Source organism: Thermopolyspora sp. NPDC052614 (assembly GCF_040678635.1).
In the GTDB taxonomy this organism is placed as follows: Bacteria; Actinomycetota; Actinomycetes; order Streptosporangiales; family Streptosporangiaceae; genus Thermopolyspora.
The window spans coordinates 142,028-157,675 of the sequence record NZ_JBFATZ010000015.1; the positions used below are offsets into that span (position 1 = coordinate 142,028).

13 protein-coding genes are annotated in these 15,648 nt (G+C 70.6%); 7 read left to right on the plus strand and 6 right to left on the minus strand.

Going from position 1 to position 15,648, the window contains the following annotated elements:
* Positions 1–11 precede the first annotated feature (11 nt).
* Positions 12–1,013: a hypothetical protein gene (locus tag AB0K60_RS27835; RefSeq protein WP_364061250.1), complete on the minus strand. Its 1,002-nt coding sequence runs from the start codon at positions 1,011–1,013 to the stop codon at positions 12–14.
* 188 nt (positions 1,014–1,201) lie between these two features.
* On the opposite strand from AB0K60_RS27835, the gene serA reads away from it, so the two are divergent.
* From serA to AB0K60_RS27855, 4 genes are all read left to right on the plus strand, one after another.
* Entirely contained in the window at positions 1,202–2,791 is a 1,590-nt protein-coding gene (gene serA / locus AB0K60_RS27840; RefSeq protein ID WP_364061253.1) for a phosphoglycerate dehydrogenase, read from the plus strand.
* A gap of 242 nt (positions 2,792–3,033) precedes the next feature.
* Positions 3,034–3,165: a hypothetical protein gene (locus tag AB0K60_RS27845; protein WP_364061256.1), complete on the plus strand. Its 132-nt coding sequence runs from the start codon at positions 3,034–3,036 to the stop codon at positions 3,163–3,165.
* 32 nt (positions 3,166–3,197) lie between these two features.
* Positions 3,198–4,250: a 3-isopropylmalate dehydrogenase gene (locus AB0K60_RS27850; RefSeq protein WP_364061258.1), complete on the plus strand. Its 1,053-nt coding sequence runs from the start codon at positions 3,198–3,200 to the stop codon at positions 4,248–4,250.
* Between the two features lie 168 nt (positions 4,251–4,418).
* Positions 4,419–5,516, plus strand: a complete 1,098-nt coding sequence (locus AB0K60_RS27855) for a branched-chain amino acid aminotransferase (RefSeq protein ID WP_364061261.1) — start codon at positions 4,419–4,421, stop codon at positions 5,514–5,516.
* 3 nt (positions 5,517–5,519) lie between these two features.
* Here AB0K60_RS27855 and AB0K60_RS27860 read toward each other — a convergent pair whose 3' ends face one another.
* Entirely contained in the window at positions 5,520–6,182 is a 663-nt protein-coding gene (locus AB0K60_RS27860) for an O-methyltransferase (protein ID WP_364061264.1), read from the minus strand.
* Between the two features lie 211 nt (positions 6,183–6,393).
* On the opposite strand from AB0K60_RS27860, the gene cimA reads away from it, so the two are divergent.
* Complete coding sequence (cimA, locus tag AB0K60_RS27865) at positions 6,394–7,968, plus strand: citramalate synthase (RefSeq protein ID WP_364061267.1); 1,575 nt, start codon at positions 6,394–6,396, stop codon at positions 7,966–7,968.
* Here cimA and AB0K60_RS27870 read toward each other — a convergent pair.
* The 3 genes from AB0K60_RS27870 to AB0K60_RS27880 all read right to left on the minus strand — a co-directional run bounded on the left by AB0K60_RS27870 (position 7,965) and on the right by AB0K60_RS27880 (position 11,020).
* A complete protein-coding gene (locus AB0K60_RS27870; RefSeq protein ID WP_364061270.1) occupies positions 7,965–9,704 on the minus strand; it encodes a heparinase II/III family protein in 1,740 nt (579 codons plus the stop codon). The genes cimA and AB0K60_RS27870 overlap by 4 nt on opposite strands.
* Positions 9,705–9,853: 149 nt before the next feature.
* Positions 9,854–10,219: an antibiotic biosynthesis monooxygenase gene (locus AB0K60_RS27875; protein WP_364061273.1), complete on the minus strand. Its 366-nt coding sequence runs from the start codon at positions 10,217–10,219 to the stop codon at positions 9,854–9,856.
* A gap of 12 nt (positions 10,220–10,231) precedes the next feature.
* Entirely contained in the window at positions 10,232–11,020 is a 789-nt protein-coding gene (locus AB0K60_RS27880; RefSeq protein ID WP_364061276.1) for a dienelactone hydrolase family protein, read from the minus strand.
* A 220-nt stretch (positions 11,021–11,240) separates the two neighbouring features.
* Here AB0K60_RS27880 and AB0K60_RS27885 point away from each other — a divergent pair, with 220 nt between their 5' ends.
* Positions 11,241–12,017, plus strand: coding sequence for a fumarylacetoacetate hydrolase family protein (locus AB0K60_RS27885; protein ID WP_364061279.1), 777 nt, complete (start codon positions 11,241–11,243; stop codon positions 12,015–12,017).
* Positions 12,010–13,389 carry a glutamate--tRNA ligase gene (gene gltX / locus AB0K60_RS27890; RefSeq protein ID WP_364061282.1) on the plus strand — a complete coding sequence of 460 codons (1,380 nt, stop codon included), beginning with the start codon at positions 12,010–12,012 and terminating at the stop codon, positions 13,387–13,389. The genes AB0K60_RS27885 and gltX overlap by 8 nt, the downstream gene beginning before the upstream one ends.
* Positions 13,390–13,459: 70 nt before the next feature.
* Here the strand turns inward: gltX and AB0K60_RS27895 are convergent, their stop codons facing one another.
* Positions 13,460–15,520 (minus strand): M3 family metallopeptidase, encoded by a 2,061-nt coding sequence (locus AB0K60_RS27895; protein ID WP_364061409.1) that lies wholly within the window; start codon positions 15,518–15,520, stop codon positions 13,460–13,462.
* Positions 15,521–15,648: the final 128 nt, after the last annotated feature.

A 15,648-nucleotide genomic window follows, 5' to 3' on the forward strand; every position in this document is an offset into this window, starting at 1 on the left:
CGGGGAGCGCGTCAATCGGCCACGCCCGCGCACACCACGTGCGCGCCGATCTCGATCATCCGCCGCTCGGTGTTCGCGTCCGCGACCCGCGCCATCAGGACCGGCGCGCCGCTCGCCGCGAGCTGCGGCAGGCGTGCCCGCACCAGGCGGTGCAGGTCCTTGACGATGTCCTCCGCGACCGCCGAGTGGACCTTGACGTGCAGCATGATGCCGTCCGCGCCGGAGACCGTGCGCGCCCCGGAGATCCACACGTGGTGCACGAGCGGGAAGTCGCACAGCAGCTCGGCGACGGCCACGCGCAGCCCCGGCAGGATCGGGTGGTTGGTCCGCTTGTATCCGGGATCCACCTGCTGCATCGGGCCGGACAGATGCGGCCGCGGCGCGGGGATCCACGCCTGCCCCGGGACATGCCCGGCGGCGGCCGGCGGCGCGGCGGGGGCCGGAGCCGGGAGCGCGGGCATGCGGCGGGCCGGCTGGGCGGGCGGCGGCGTCTGCACGTTGCGAGGCGGCGGCGTGAACATCGACGGGCCCTGCGCCGGCGCGCCCTGCTGCTGCGGCGTGTCCCGGTAGGCGGGCATGCGCGGCACGGTGGCCATCGCCCCGGTCGCGTACGCCGTGGGGGTCCGCGTGCCGGTCCGGGGGGCCGCCAGGGCGGGGGACGGACCGCTGCGGTTCACCTCCAGGTAGCGCTGGAGATCCGCGATCGGTATCGCCGCCGCGGCGGGCCCGGCCGCGTCGATGACGATCTCCCGCACACCCGTCACCCGCTGGATGTCGATGACCGTGTCGGCGTCGCACTCCGACAGCTTGTGGCTGCCGCGGTGGCGCGCGTACGTGGCCGGACTGGTGTAGCCGAGCAACACGCGGTCTCCGGCCTGCGTCGTGCCGAGCACGACGGACCGGTCCGGGCGCACGGCGACCAGGATTCCCCCTTCGGCGAATGCGGCGAGCAGACGGTGCGGGCTGCCGTGCTGTGCGAGCACTTCGCCGAGAGCGGGGTTCCCGATGCTCATAAGGCGAACGATACGGAGAGATCCATGACTTTAGCAGCGTAATCGCCAAAATTTCGCTTGAGCAATACCAACTTGTCCTAGCCAGGTCGGAGCTCCAGTCTCGCATGGCGGACGCTTGTGAGAGCTTTCACATGCTCGGACTAGACTCGTGTGCGTCCGAGCAGCCGCACCTTCCGAAGGGTCTACCTGTGAACAAGCCCGTCGTACTCGTCGCCGAGGAGCTTTCCGAAGCGGGTCTCGCCGTACTCGGCGCCGACTTCGAGGTCCGCCAGACCGACGGAGCCGACCGGTCCGCGCTGCTGCCGGCCTTGGCGGAGGCGGACGCGCTCATCGTCCGCAGCGCCACCCAGGTCGACGCCGAGGCCCTCGCGCACGCCCCGCGCCTGCGCGTGGTCGCCCGCGCCGGCGTCGGCCTGGACAACGTCGACGTGGAGGCCGCCACGAAGGCCGGCGTCATGGTCGTCAACGCGCCCACCTCCAACATCGTCAGCGCCGCCGAGCACACCATCGCGCTCATCCTCGCCACCGCGCGCAACGTGGCCCAGGGCCACGCCGCGCTCAAGGGCGGGGAGTGGAAGCGCTCGAAGTACACCGGCGTCGAGCTGGACCAGAAGGTCGTCGGCATCCTCGGCCTCGGCCGCATCGGCCAGCTCGTGGCCCAGCGGCTCGCGCCGTTCGGCGTCGAGCTGATCGCCTACGACCCGTACCTGCAGCCGGCCCGCGCCGCGCAGATGGGCGTGCGCCTGGTGTCGCTGGACGAGGTGCTCAAGCGCTCCGATTTCATCACCGTGCACCTGCCGAAGTCCAAGGAGACGATCGGCCTGGTCGGCGACCGCGAGCTGCACCTGGTCAAGCCGTCGGTGCGGATCATCAACGTCGCCCGCGGCGGCATCGTCGATGAGAACGCGCTGTACGCGGCGATCAAGGAGGGCCGCGTCGCCGGCGCCGGCCTGGACGTGTTCGCCAAGGAGCCGTGCACCGACAGCCCGCTGTTCGAGCTGGACCAGGTCGTGGTCACCCCGCACCTGGGCGCCTCCACCCACGAGGCCCAGGAGAAGGCCGGCACCCAGGTGGCGCGCAGCGTCAAGCTCGCGCTCGCCGGCGAGTTCGTGCCCGACGCGGTGAACGTTCAGGGCGGCGCGGTCGCCGAGGACGTCAAGCCGGGCCTGCCGCTCGCCGAGAAGCTGGGCCGGGTGTTCACCGCCCTGGCCGGCGAGGTCGCCACCCGCCTCGACGTGGAGATCCGCGGCGAGATCGCCGCGCTGGACGTGCGGGTGCTGGAGCTGGCCGCGCTCAAGGGCGTGTTCACCGACGTGGTCGAGGAGGCCGTCACCTACGTCAACGCCCCGCTGCTGGCCAAGGACCGCGGCGTCGCCGTCGAGCTGGTCACCAGCGAGGAGAGCCCCGACTGGCGCAACGTGGTGACCGTGCGCGGCGTGCTCGCCGACGGCCGCACGATCACGGTGTCCGGCACGCTCTCCGGCCCGCGGCAGATCCAGAAGCTGGTGAACATCAACGGCTTCGACATCGAGATCGAGCCGACCGACCACCTGGCGTTCTTCACCTACGTCGACCGGCCCGGGATCGTCGGCATCGTCGGCAAGATCCTCGGCGAGCACGGCGTGAACATCGCCTCGATGCAGGTCTCCCGGGACGCCAAGGGCGGCAAGGCGCTCATCTCGCTCACCGTCGACTCGGCGATCCCCGACGACGTGCTGGAGCAGATCGTCGCCGGCATCGGCGCCGACACCGGCCGCCGCGTGGACCTCGCCGAGTAGGGAGCGTCTCACCATGTGAGAACCCATGCTACGGGGCGAGACGATTGCCGGGGCGGCGGGTAATCTGGCAGCGGAATGCGCCAGGTGCTCGTACTCATCGCCTGCCGCGGCGGGACCTTGCCAGGGGCAAGCCGACGGCCCGCCGCGGAGTGCGCCGTTGTCGGCTGATCGCCCCGTAGCCATGGTCCGCTGATGGTGGGCGCGCCTCCTGCGCGCCCACGCCGCAATGGAACGAGACTGAGATGTACGACATGTATGCCTGGAGCAGGCAGAACCCCACCGAGGAGCACGAGACCGAGGCCGCCGACGCCGTGCAGTTCGCCCTGGACCGGCGCGACAACGGCGGGCCCGTGCCGCCGCCGCAGTACCGATAAGAAACCGAGAAGGTACGCGGTAAGGTACGCCCATGCTGGATACTAACGGCACGCTCAACCTGGCGGTCATCCCCGGTGACGGCATCGGCACCGAGGTCGTCGCGGAGGGCCTGAAGGTCCTCGACACCGTCGGGGTCAAGGCGGAGACGACCACATACGACCTCGGCGCCAAGCGCTACCACGCCACCGGCGAGACGCTGCCCGACGCGGTCCTCGAAGAGCTGCGCGGCTACGACGCCATCCTGCTCGGCGCCGTCGGCGACCCGAGCGTGCCGCCCGGCGTGCTCGAACGCGACCTGCTGCTGAGGCTGCGCTTCGAGCTCGACCACTACGTCAACCTGCGCCCGGTCAAGCTCTTCCCGGGGGTCGCCACCCCGATCGCCGCCGCCGGTCCCGAGGACATCGACATGATCGTCGTCCGCGAGGGCACCGAGGGCCCGTACGCCGGGGCGGGCGGCGTGATGCGCCGCGGCACCCCGCACGAGATCGCCACGCAGGAGTCGTTCAACACCGCGTACGGCGTGTCCCGGGTGGTCCGCTACGCGTTCGAGAAGGCCCGGGCCCGGCCGCGCAAGAAGCTCACGCTGGTGCACAAGACCAACGTGCTCACCTTCGCCGGCGACCTGTGGGCGCGCACGGTCGACGCCATCGCGCCCGAGTTCCCGGACGTCACCGTCGACTACTGCCACGTCGACGCCGCGTCGATGTTCTTCGTCACCCAGCCCGCCCGGTTCGACGTGATCGTCACCGACAACCTGTTCGGCGACATCCTCACCGACATCGGCGCCGCGATCGCCGGCGGCATCGGCCTGGCGGCGAGCGGCAACGTCAACCCCGAGCGCACCGCGCCGAGCATGTTCGAGCCGGTGCACGGCAGCGCCCCGGACATCGCGGGCCAGGGCAAGGCCGACCCGACCGCCACCGTGCTGTCGGTCGCCATGCTCCTGGACCACCTGGGCCTGGCCGACGAGGCCGCCCGGGTCGAGCGCGCCGTCGCGGCCGACCTCGCCGAGCGGTCGGGCGCGGCGCTCGGCCGTACCACCAGCCAGATCGGCGACGACCTCGCCGCACGAGTAGCGGGCTGACGGGCCGCCACTCGATCCCAGCGAACGCGCACGGCGGCCACGCACCGCCGTGCGCGTTTTGCTGTCCTTGTATCTCCCGTTACGCCGGATTGATGCGCTAGTTTTCCCGAGGACTGGTCGCGGGCCACAATGGATGGGCGCGACCACTGACAGAGAAGGATCTTCGTCATGACCACCGCTCAACGGCTCACCTTCGACGTGCAGCTCTCTGACCACGCGCGTACTCCGGAGGAGCGCGAGCGGGTATTGGCGAATCCGGGATTCGGTCAGCACTTCACCGATCACATGATCACGATCGACTACACCGAGGGACGCGGCTGGCACGACGCCAGGCTCGTCCCGTACGGCCCGCTCACCCTCGACCCGGCGACGGCGGTCTTCCACTACGCGCAGGAGCTGTTCGAGGGGCTGAAGGCGTACCGGCAGGCGAACGGCTCGATCGTGATGTTCCGCCCGTTCGCGAACGCGGCCCGGTTCAACACCTCGGCCGCCCGCATGGCGATGCCCGAGCTGCCCGAGGACGTGTTCGTCGAGTCGCTCGAACTGCTCGTGCAGACCGACCGCGACTGGGTGCCGACCACCGAGGGCCACAGCCTCTACCTGCGCCCCTTCATGATCGCCACGCAGACGGGCCTCGGCGTGAACCACCCCTCGGCGCGCTACCGCTATATCGCGATCGCCTCCCCGGCGGCGTCGTACTTCGCCGGCGGCGTCAAGCCGGTCTCGGTGTGGCTGTCGAAGGACTACACGCGCGCCGCCCCCGGCGGCACCGGCTTCGCCAAGTGCGGCGGCAACTACGCGGCGGCGTTCGTCGCCCAGCGGCAGGCCGTGCAGAACGGCTGCGACCAGGTGGTGTGGCTCGACGCGTTCGAGCACCGCTGGGTCGAGGAGATGGGCGGCATGAACCTGTTCTTCGTGTTCGGCGACCGCCTGCTCACCCCGGCCCTCACCGGCACGCTGCTGCCCGGCATCACCCGCGACTCGCTGCTGCGGCTCGCCGGCGACCTCGGCCTCATCGCCGAGGAGGGCAAGATCTCGGTGGACCTGTGGCGGGCCGGCTGCGAGTCCGGCGAGCTGACCGAGGTGTTCGCGTGCGGCACCGCCGCCGTCATCACCCCGGTCGGCTCGGTGAAGGGCGCGGACGGAGGCTGGACGATCGGGGACGGCACGCCCGGCCCGATCACGATGCGGCTGCGCGAGGAGCTCGTCGGCATCCAGTACGGCACGCGCCCCGACACCCACGACTGGGTGCACAAGATCTGCTGACGGTCACCGTTTGCGGATGAGCGTGAGCCCGTCCGCGAACGGCAGCAGCACCGTGGTGACCCGGTCGTCGGCGATGACCAGGTCGTTGAACTCGCGCGTCACGCGGACGATCGGGTCGTCCCCGGCGGCGGGGGCCTCGGCGACCCGGCCGCGGCGCAGCGTGTTGTCGACGACGATCAGACCGCCGGGCACCAGCCTCGCCAGGATCAGTTCGTAGTACGTCGGGTAGCCGCCCTTGTCGGCGTCGATGAACGCGAAGTCGATCGTCTCGGTCTCGGGAAGCTCCGCCAGGTTCCGCGCCGCCGGGCCCAGGCGGAGCTCCACCCGGTCGTCGAGCCCGGCCCGCGCCCAGTACCGGCGGGCGATCGAGGTCCACTCCTCGCTGATGTCGAAGCACGTCAGCCGCCCGCCCGGGGCGAGCCCGCGGGCGATGCAGATCGAGGAGTAACCGGTGAACGTGCCCACCTCGACGGCGTTCCGCGCGCCGGCGAGCTGGGTGAGCATGGTGAGCAGCGGCCCCTGCTCGGGGGAGATCTGCAGCCCCGCGTTGTCGCCGGTGAGGGCGTGGGTCTCCGCCGCGAGCTCCTCCAGCAGCGGGTCGGGCGGCGTGGTGTGCGCGAGGGTGTAGCGGGCGACGTGGTCGGCGAGGTACGCGGAAGACTTCATGCGGATCATTGTCCCCGATGTGCGAATCGGTGCCGGGGTGTGGCACACTGCTAGACACCATGTTCAACGGTCTGCTCATTATCGGCAGGCGCGCCGGCACGTAATCAGGACTTCGCCGGCGCGCAGACCTCTCACGTCCGTGAGGGGTCTTTTGTTTTGGGGCAACGACCGCGCGGGCGAGGAGCATCCCGCATAGGAGAGAAGAAACATCATGGCCGACGACCGGTTCCACGTGTACGACACCACGCTTCGCGACGGCGCCCAGCAGGAGGGCCTCAACCTGAGCGTGGCCGACAAGCTCGCCATCGCGCGGCACCTGGACGGCCTGGGCGTCGGCTTCATCGAGGGCGGCTGGCCCGGCGCCAACCCCAAGGACACCGAGTTCTTCAGGCGCGCTCAAACAGAGCTCGACCTGAAACACGCGCAGCTCGCCGCGTTCGGCGCGACCCGCCGGGCAGGGGTGAAGGCGGCCGACGACCCCCTGGTCGCCGCGCTGCGCGAGTCGGGCGCACCGGTCGTGACGCTCGTCGCCAAGAGCCACGACCGGCACGTCGAGCTGGCCCTCCGCACGACCCTGGAGGAGAACCTCGCGATGATCCGCGACACGGTCTCCCACCTGCGTGCGGAGGGCCGGCGGGTCTTCCTCGACGCCGAGCACTTCTTCGACGGCTACAAGGCGAACCCGGCGTACGCGCTGGAGGTCGTCCGCACCGCCGCCGAGGCCGGCGCCGACGTGATCGCCCTGTGCGACACCAACGGCGGCATGCTCCCCGACGAGCTCGCCGAGGTCGTCGCCGCCGTCGCCGAGACCGAGGCCCGCCTCGGCATCCACTGCCACGACGACACCGGCTGCGCCGTCGCCAACACCCTCGCCGCCGTCCGCGCCGGCGCCACGCACGTGCAGGGCTGCGTCAACGGGTACGGCGAGCGCTCCGGTAACGCCAACCTGTTCACGGTCGTGGCGAACCTGCAGCTCAAGCGGGGCTTCGACCTCGTGCCGCCGGAGTCGCTGCGGGACATGACGCGGATCGCCCACGCCGTCTCCGAAGTGACGAACGTCACACCGAACTCGCACCAGCCGTACGTGGGCGTCTCGGCCTTCGCGCACAAGGCGGGTCTGCACGCCTCGGCGATCAAGGTGGACCCGAACCTGTACCAGCACATCGACCCCGCCGCCGTCGGCAACGACATGCGCATGCTCGTCTCCGACATGGCCGGCCGCGCCTCGGTCGAGCTGAAGGGCCGCGAGCTCGGCTACACCCTCGACGCCGCGCAGTCCCGCGAGCTGGTGGAGCGGGTGAAGGAGCTGGAGGCCAAGGGCCACACCTTCGAGGCCGCCGACGCCTCCTTCGAGCTGCTGCTGCGCGACACGGTGAACGGCGAGGCCCGGCGGCACTTCACCGTCGAGTCCTGGCGGGTGATCGTCGAGCGGCTGTCGTCCGGCGAGGTGGTGAGCGAGGCGACGGTGAAGCTGCACGCCAAGGGCGAGCGCATCGTCGCCACCGGCGAGGGCAACGGCCCGGTCAACGCCCTCGACAAGGCCGTGCGGCTCGCGCTGGAGAAGCTCTACCCCGAGCTCGCCGAGCTGGAGCTGATCGACTTCAAGGTGCGCATCCTGGAGGGCACCCACGGCACCGGCGCGGTCACCCGGGTGCTCATCACCTCCAGCGACCTCACCGGCGAGTGGTCCACCGTCGGCGTGGACGAGAACATCATCGCCGCCTCCTGGCAGGCCCTGGAGCAGGCCGTCACCTTCGGCCTGCTCCGCGCCGGGCACAGCCTCTAGGAGAGATCGCCGGAGCCGCTCGCGCGGAAGGACACCTTCCCGCCGGCGGTGTGCACGGTCACCTTGCCGCCCGAGCAGGACACGTCGGGCGCGTCGGTGCCGGGCACGATCACCGTGAGCAGGGCGCCCGCCTCGGGCGAGACGACGGCGGGCGCCTTCTCCTTGCGCATGTACGCCGGGGACACCCAGCCCTGGAACGGCGAGGTCTGGCCGATCTTGACCGACTGGCCGCCGACGGGCGTGCAGGAGGGCATGGCGAGCTGCACCAGGCTCACCCGCCAGTCCCTGCCGCCGTCGCCGTCCTTGCCGTCACTCGCGCCGCCCTGCGCGCCCAGGACGATCCGCCCGCCGCCGTTGGACAGCACCTTCAGGTCGGCGGGGAAATGCCACAGGTTGCGCAGCCTCGACCCCTTCGGCGCGGTGTCGAGCACGGCCATCAGATCGTCGCCGTGGTTGACCAGCACCGACCGGGTGCGGCGCACGCCGTAGGCGTTGTCGGTGAGCTTGTACGTCTGGCGCTGCGTGCCGAGCCGGGCGCGGGTGAGCTTGCTGGCCGTATGGGGGCGGAAACGCGCCCCGGCGATGACGGGGACGTTGTGCGCCTCCGGCGACATCGTCCAGTAGCGGTAGGCCGACTTCTCGTAGGAGTGGAAGCCGACGTCGACGAGCACGTCCCGGCCCTGCGCGTAGTAGGTGACGCCCAGGTGATCCTCGTGGCCGTGGTACTTCAGGCCGGGCCCGAACCGGATCGAGTAGTAGGCCGACTCGGGCTTGTCCCAGGCGGTGCGGCCGAAGACGTACCCGGCCTGGTGGAACACCTTCACCTTCTGCTTGTCGTGGTCGTATCCGGCGGGCCGCACGTCGGGGCCGCCGTCGCCGATCGCCACCATGTTGCCGTTGGGCTGGGTGGCGTGGGTGATGTAGGAGGCGAGCGAGTTCCACCGCCGGGTCAGCTCGGCGGGCACCTTGAGGCCGCAGTCCTTGATCTTCTCGATCGCCACGGCCATGCGCTCGTACACGTAGACGCCGTAGCGCGGCGCCTGCTCCTGCAGCGCCCCCTGGGAGTCGATCGCGAGCCTCGCCGAGGACGTCATCCGCCGTACGGCCAGGCCGCTCCACTTGCTCTGCCGGTACCGGCAGCCGATGCCGAGCAGGCCGATGTCCTGGTCGAGGCCGTGGTTGTGGCCCTTCTCGTACAGGGCGGGGTTGGCGAGCACCTTGGCGTGCTCGGCGAGGCTGCGCTTGAGCCAGTCCGCGTTGACGTGCATGCTGAGGCAGACCAGGGCGGGGGCGCGCAACGCCACCGGGTGCTCGGCCCAGGCGTACTGGTCGGTGCCGCGCCCGCCGCGCGGGTTGTCCGCCACCCAGTCCTTGGCGACCTCGATGGCGCGGGCGAGGTACTTCTCGTTGCCGGAGGTCTCGTAGTCGGCGACGAGGCGGCCCATCCACCGCAGCGAGTGGAAGACCATCCCCCAGGAGCGGTTGCGGTACGGGTTGGTGTGCCAGTTCACGTCCTGCCCCACCGTGACCGCCGGAAGGCCGACGAACTCCAGTTTGCCCGCCATGATGTCCTCGGAGGTGGGCGTGGCGGGCAGCCAGTCGCCCTGGCAGGCGGCGGTGCGCTTGGGGGCGGCCTGGTGGGCCGCGGCGGCCGTCTGGGCGGCGGCGGGAGGCGCGACGACTCCGGCCGCCAGTAGAACCGACAACAGAGCGATGCCTTGGGTGCGGCCGCGCACGCCTCTTCCTTCCCGGGTACGACGAGAGCCCGTGCCGGAAGGGCCCGGCACGAGCTCACAGAGCGGATCATGCTGTCCGAATCACAGCAGCCCGGTCAAGGCACACGCGTCACATTCAGCACATTGTTATCGAGGTGCTGTAATTCGTGTCACTCCGTGTCGGTTTTCGGCCCGGCGCTCTGCACGACTTCGAACGACCAGATCTCCGAGGCGGTGGCCGCGGGACCCTGCCCGTGCCCCTGCCCGTGCCCGTGACCCTGTGCCTGCGCGTCGGCCGCGGCCTGGGCGTGCCCGGCCTGGAACGCCTGGCTGCTCTGCCAGCGCTGGAAGTCCTCCTCACTGCGCCAGCGGGTGTAGACGATGAAGCGGTCGGTGCCCTCCACCGGGCGCAGCAGCTCGAACCACTCGAAGCCGTCGGCGGCCTCCACCATCCCGGCCCGGTTGGCGAACCGCTTCTCCAGCGCCTCACGCATCTCGGCGGGCACGGTCAGAACGTTGAACTTGACGACAGACATGCCCCGATCCTCTCATCGGGCGCCGCCGCGCACGGCGATGAAGTCCATCACACGTCGCCACGCGTCCGCGCACGCCTCCTCGTACCCGGGAAGCCCCTGGTCGAAGAAGCCGTGCGGAGCGCCGGGATAGGTGACGAACTCGTGCTCGACCCCGGCGCCGGTCAGCGCCTTGCCGAACGCGGCCACGACCTCCGGGGAGATGCCCTCGTCCGCGCCGCCGAACAGGCCGAGGACCGGCGCGGTCAGCTCGGCCGCGCGCTGCGTGGGGCCCGGCGCGCCGAACAGGACGTCGGGGAATCCGTAGAAGCCGATGACGCCGTCGAACCCGAACCGGGACGCGGCGGTCAGGAACGCGAACCTGCCCCCCATGCAGAAGCCCAGCGACACCGTCGAGGAGGCCCCGCCGCCCTCCGGGGAACGCAGGACGTCGGCGGCGGCCAGGATGTCGCCGTACAGGGTATCGGGCGTGAGCTTGGAGATGTGGTTCGGCATGAGGTTCTCCATCGCGCCGAAGTCCTCGCCGCGCGCTTCGATGTCGGTGCCCGCCGTACGGCCGTAGTAGTCGATCGCGAGGGCGGTGTGGCCCTGCTCGGCGAGCCGGACGGCGAGGTGCTGATAGAAGCCGGAAAGGCCCCGATTGTCCGGCAGGATCAGCACGGCCGTACCGGACGGGCGCTCGGGGCGGGCGAGGTGGGCGGCGAACCGGGCGCCGTCGCCCGAGGTCAGCGTCAGCGGCTCGGCGGTGGCGGCCATGCGAGGCGCGGCGGGGACGGGCGGAGTGGCGTCGCTGTCGTAGCACACAGTGAAGCTCCTCATCGGAAATGAACGACACCGATGAGGCTAGCAATTGAGAGTGGGCAGTATAGCAGACAAGATTTTATAAATCAAGCCATTTGCTGCTATTAGTCATTACGATTGTGTCGCGCATGTTCACGTGAGGGTGACGACGTGTCGTGCCGGCGCTGTGGGCGACGCGGCCTGTCCGCCCTTCGCAGGTCCGGTACGGCACTAGCCTTGTGGTGTGCGCATAGCGAGATATTCCAAGGACGGCGAGGTCGCCTTCGGCGCGGTCGAGGGCGGGCTCGGCGAGGAGGTCATCGCCCGGATCGACGGGCACCCGTTCGGGACGATCCGGTTCACGGGGGAGCGGCACCCGCTCGGCGAGGTGCGGCTCGTCGCCCCGCTGCTGCCGACGAAGATCATCGCGATCGGGCGCAACTACGCCGCCCACGCGGCGGAGTTCGGCAACGAGCCGCCCGAGGAGCCGCTGATGTTCCTCAAGCCGTCCAGCTCGGTGATCGGGCCCGGCGAGGGCATCGTCTACCCCACAAAGCTCAGCGAACGGGTGGACTTCGAGGGCGAGCTGGCCGTCGTCATCGGCCGGCTGTGCCGGGACGTGCCCGTCGAGCGCGCGCACGAGGTGATCTTCGGCTACACCTGCGGCAACGACGTCACCGCCCGCGACCTGCAGCGCAAGGACGGGCAGTGGAGCCGGGCGAAGGGGTTCGACTCCTTCTGCCCGCTCGGTCCCTGGATCCAGACCGAGCTCGACCCGGCCGACCTGGCGATCACCACAAGCGTCAACGGCGACCTGCGGCAGAGCGCCCGCACCTCGCAGCTCATCCACGGCATCCCGAAGTTGATCGCCCATGTCAGCGAGGTGATGACCCTCATCCCCGGCGACGTGATCCTCACCGGCACGCCGGAGGGGGTCGGCCCGCTCGACGTCGGAGACGAGGTCAGCGTCGGCATCGAAGGCATCGGAACTCTCACCAACCGGGTGATCACTCGTGACTGATTTGCGCGTACGTTTCGCACCCTCGCCCACCGGCATGTTCCACGTCGGCGGGGCGCGTTCCGCCCTGTTCAACTGGGCGCTGGCCGAGCGGTCCGGCGGGCGGTTCGTGCTGCGCATCGAGGACACCGACGCGGCGCGCAACCGGCCCGAGTGGACCGAGGGCATCATCTCGGCGCTCGCCTGGCTCGGCATCAGCGGCGACTCGCCGTACTTCGAGGGGCCCTACTTCCAGTCCGCCTTCGAGGAGCAGCACCGCGCCGCCGTCGCGAAGCTGCTCGCGGACGGCAAGGCGTACCACTGCGACTGCACCCGTGAGGACGTCAAGGCGCGCACCGGGTCGGAGTTCCAGGGGTACGACGGGTACTGCCGCGACCGGGGCCTGAGCGAGGGCGTGGTGCGTTTCCGCACGCCCGACGAGGGCGTGACCGTGGTGGAGGACAAGATCCGGGGGCGGGTGGAGTTCCCCAACGACGCGCTGGAGGACTTCGCCATCGCGCGCGGGGACGGCTCGCCGCTGTTCGTGCTCGCCAACGTCGTCGACGACATGGAGCAGCGCATCACGCACGTCGTACGCGCCGAGGAGCACCTGTCGAACACGCCCAAGCAGCAGTTGCTCTGGGCCGCGCTGGGGGCCGCTCCGCCGATCTGGGCGCACGTGCCGGTCATCGTCAACGAGAAGCGGCAGAAGCTGTCCAAGCGGCGCGACAAGGTCGCCCTGGAGTCCTACCGGGACGAGGGGTACCTCGCCGAGGCGATGGTCAACTACCTGATGCTGCTCGGCTGGGGGCCCGGCGGGGATCGGGAGATCATGCCCTGGCCGGAGATGGTGGAGCTGTTCCGGCTTGAGGACGTCAACCCCTCGCCGGCGTTCTTCGACGAGCGCAAGCTGCGGGCGTTCAACGGCGAGTACATCCGCGCGCTGCCGGTGGAGGAGTTCACCGAGCGGTGCCTGCCGTGGGTGCGCACCATCCCCGGGTTCGACCGCGAGGTGTTCGCCAAGGTGGCGCCGCTGGCGCAGACCCGCGTCACCGTGCTGTCGGAGGTCACCGGGAACGTCGACTTCCTGTTCCTGCCCGAGCCCGTCTTCGACCAGGGGTCGTGGGACAAGGGCATGAAGAACGCGCCGGTGGAGATCCTCACCGGGTACGCCGAGCGGCTGGCGACCGTCGAATGGACCGCCGACGCGCTCAAGACCGCCCTGGAGGAGGTCGGCGCGGCGCACGGGCTCAAGCTCGGCAAGGCCCAGGCGCCCGTGCGCGTGGCCATCACCGGGCGGACCGTCGGGCTTCCGCTGTTCGAGTCCATCGAGGTGCTCGGGCGGGAGCGGTCGCTGGCGCGGGTGCGGGCGGCGCTGGAGCGGCTGGGCGCCTGAGCGCGGGCGCGCGCGACGAGCACACGCCCCGGACCGGGTGAGTACGCCGGGCCGGGGCGAATGCCGTGTGTCACAGCAGGCCGCGGCGCTCCAGCAGGGGCTCCAGACGCGGCTCGCGCCCCCGGAAGGCGCGGAACGCCGTCATGGCGTCCACGCTGCCGCCCTTGGACAGCAGCTCGCGACGGAAGCGGTCGCCGTTCTCGCGCAGCAGGCCGCCGTTCTCCTTGAACCACTCCACGCTGTCGGCGTCCAGCACCTCGCTCCAGATGTAGGAGTAGTAGCCCGCGCTGTAGCCGCCGAAGAAGATGTGCGCGAAGTACGTGCTGCGGTAGCGGGGCGGGATCCGGTCCAGGGCCAGGCCCGCCTCGCGCAGCGCCCGCGCCTCGAACTCTTCCACCGTACCCGTGTCCTCGCCCTGGACCTCGCCGTCGATCTCGCCCTGGACCTCACCCTGGACTTCGTCGGCGTCGATGGTGTGCCAGGCCCAGTCGAGCAGGGACGCGGCCAGGTACTCGACCGTGGCGTAGCCCTGGTTGAACCGGCGGCTCTCCAGCATGCGGTCCACCAGGTGCTGCGGCATCGGCTCGCCGGTCTCGTGGTGCCGGGCGTAGTTGGCGAGGACCTCCGGCCAGACCGCCCACATCTCGTTCACCTGGGACGGGTACTCGACGAAGTCGCGCGGCACCGCCGTACCGGAGAAGCGGGGGAAGCGGACGTTCGAGAACAGGCCGTGCAGGGCGTGGCCGAACTCGTGGAACATCGTGTTGACCTCGTCGAAGGTCAGCAGGGTCGGCTCGCCCGGCGGCGGCTTGACGATGTTGAGGTTGTTCACCACGACCGGGCGGGTGCCCAGCAGGTGGGACTGCTTGACCAGGCTGTTCATCCACGCGCCGCCGCGCTTGGAGGCGCGGGCGTAGTGGTCGGCGAGGAACAGGCCGAGCTCGGAGCCGTCGGCGTCGTGCACCTCGAAGACCCGGACGTCCGGGTGGTAGCCGGGCAGGTCGGGGCGCTCGGTGAAGCGCAGGCCGTACAGGCGGGACGCGGCGTGGAAGACGCCGTCGCGCAGCACCCGCTCCAGCTCGAAGTAGGGGCGCATCGCGGCGGCGTCGATGTCGTAGCGGGCCTTGCGCACCTTCTCGGCGTAGAACGCCCAGTCCCAGGCCTTCACCTCGAAACCGGCCTGCTCGTCGAGCGCGGCGGCCTCCCGGTGCGCGTTCGCCACGGCGGGGGCGGTGAGCTTGCCGAGCATCTCGGTCACCGCCTGGGCGCTCGGCGCGGTCTGGTCCGCCACGACGTAGTCGGCGTGCGTCGGGTAGCCGAGCAGCCGGGCGCGTTCGGCGCGCAGGCGGGCGATGCGCACCACCAGGGCGGCGTTGTCGCGCAGGCCCCGGCCGACGGAGGCGGCGTGGATGCGCTCCCGCAGCCCTCTGTCTATCAGCTCGGCGAGCGCGGGCTGTCCGGTGGGGAGGACCAGGGTCAGGACGTATTTGCCCTCCAGGCCGCGTTCCCGGGCCGTCTCGGCCGCCGCGCGGACGGCGTCGGGGGAGAGGCCGTCGAGCTCGGCCGCGTCGTCCACGACGATCGCGCGGGCGTTGGTGTCGCTCATCAGGTTCTGCTGGAACGTCGTGGCCAGCGTGGAGAGCTCCTCGTTGAGCGCGCGCAGCCGCTCCTGGGCGGCGTCGTCCAGCTCGGCGCCGGCGCGGACGAAGTCGGTGTGGTAGCGCTCGAGCAGCCAGCGCTCGTCCTCGGCCAGGCCCAGCTCGTCACGGGCCTCGTACAGGGCCTTCACGCGGGCGAACAAGGCGCGGTTGAGGTGGATCGCGTCGGCGTGCTTGGCGAGCCTCGGGGTGATCTCCTGCTGGATCTCCTGTACGCCCGGATCGGTGTCGGAGGAGGTCTTGTTGAAGAAGACCGCCGACACCCGGTCCAGGATCCGGCCCGAACGCTCCAGCGCCACGATCGTGTTCTCGAACGTCGGCGCCTCGTCGGACGACGCGATCGCCTCCACCTCGGCGAGCTGCTCGGCCATGCCGCGCTCGAACGCCGGCAGGTAGTGCTCCTCTCGGATGCGCTCGAACGGCGGCAACTGGTACGGCAGGTCGCTCGGGGCGAAGAACGGGTTCTCGGCCAAGACGTCGGCTCCTCTCGTGGTCACGCCCTACCAGCATGCCGCCGACCGGCCGGTCCGCAAACGTTTTGGTGCTGGGTGCGAGACTGGGCTATCCTTTCGGAGTCGCCAGCGGCCCGGACGGGACGCGA

Excerpts from the sequence above, each read along its gene's own strand:
- AB0K60_RS27860 (WP_364061264.1), bottom strand. The coding sequence starts at position 6,182 with ATGAAGTCTTCCGCGTACCTCGCCGACCACGTCGCCCGCTACACCCTC.
- AB0K60_RS27835 (WP_364061250.1), bottom strand. The coding sequence starts at position 1,013 with ATGAGCATCGGGAACCCCGCTCTCGGCGAAGTGCTCGCACAGCACGGC.
- AB0K60_RS27875 (WP_364061273.1), bottom strand. The coding sequence starts at position 10,219 with ATGTCTGTCGTCAAGTTCAACGTTCTGACCGTGCCCGCCGAGATGCGT.
- cimA (WP_364061267.1), top strand. The coding sequence starts at position 6,394 with ATGGCCGACGACCGGTTCCACGTGTACGACACCACGCTTCGCGACGGC.
- AB0K60_RS27845 (WP_364061256.1), top strand. The coding sequence starts at position 3,034 with ATGTACGACATGTATGCCTGGAGCAGGCAGAACCCCACCGAGGAGCAC.
- AB0K60_RS27850 (WP_364061258.1), top strand. The coding sequence starts at position 3,198 with ATGCTGGATACTAACGGCACGCTCAACCTGGCGGTCATCCCCGGTGAC.
- AB0K60_RS27855 (WP_364061261.1), top strand. The coding sequence starts at position 4,419 with ATGACCACCGCTCAACGGCTCACCTTCGACGTGCAGCTCTCTGACCAC.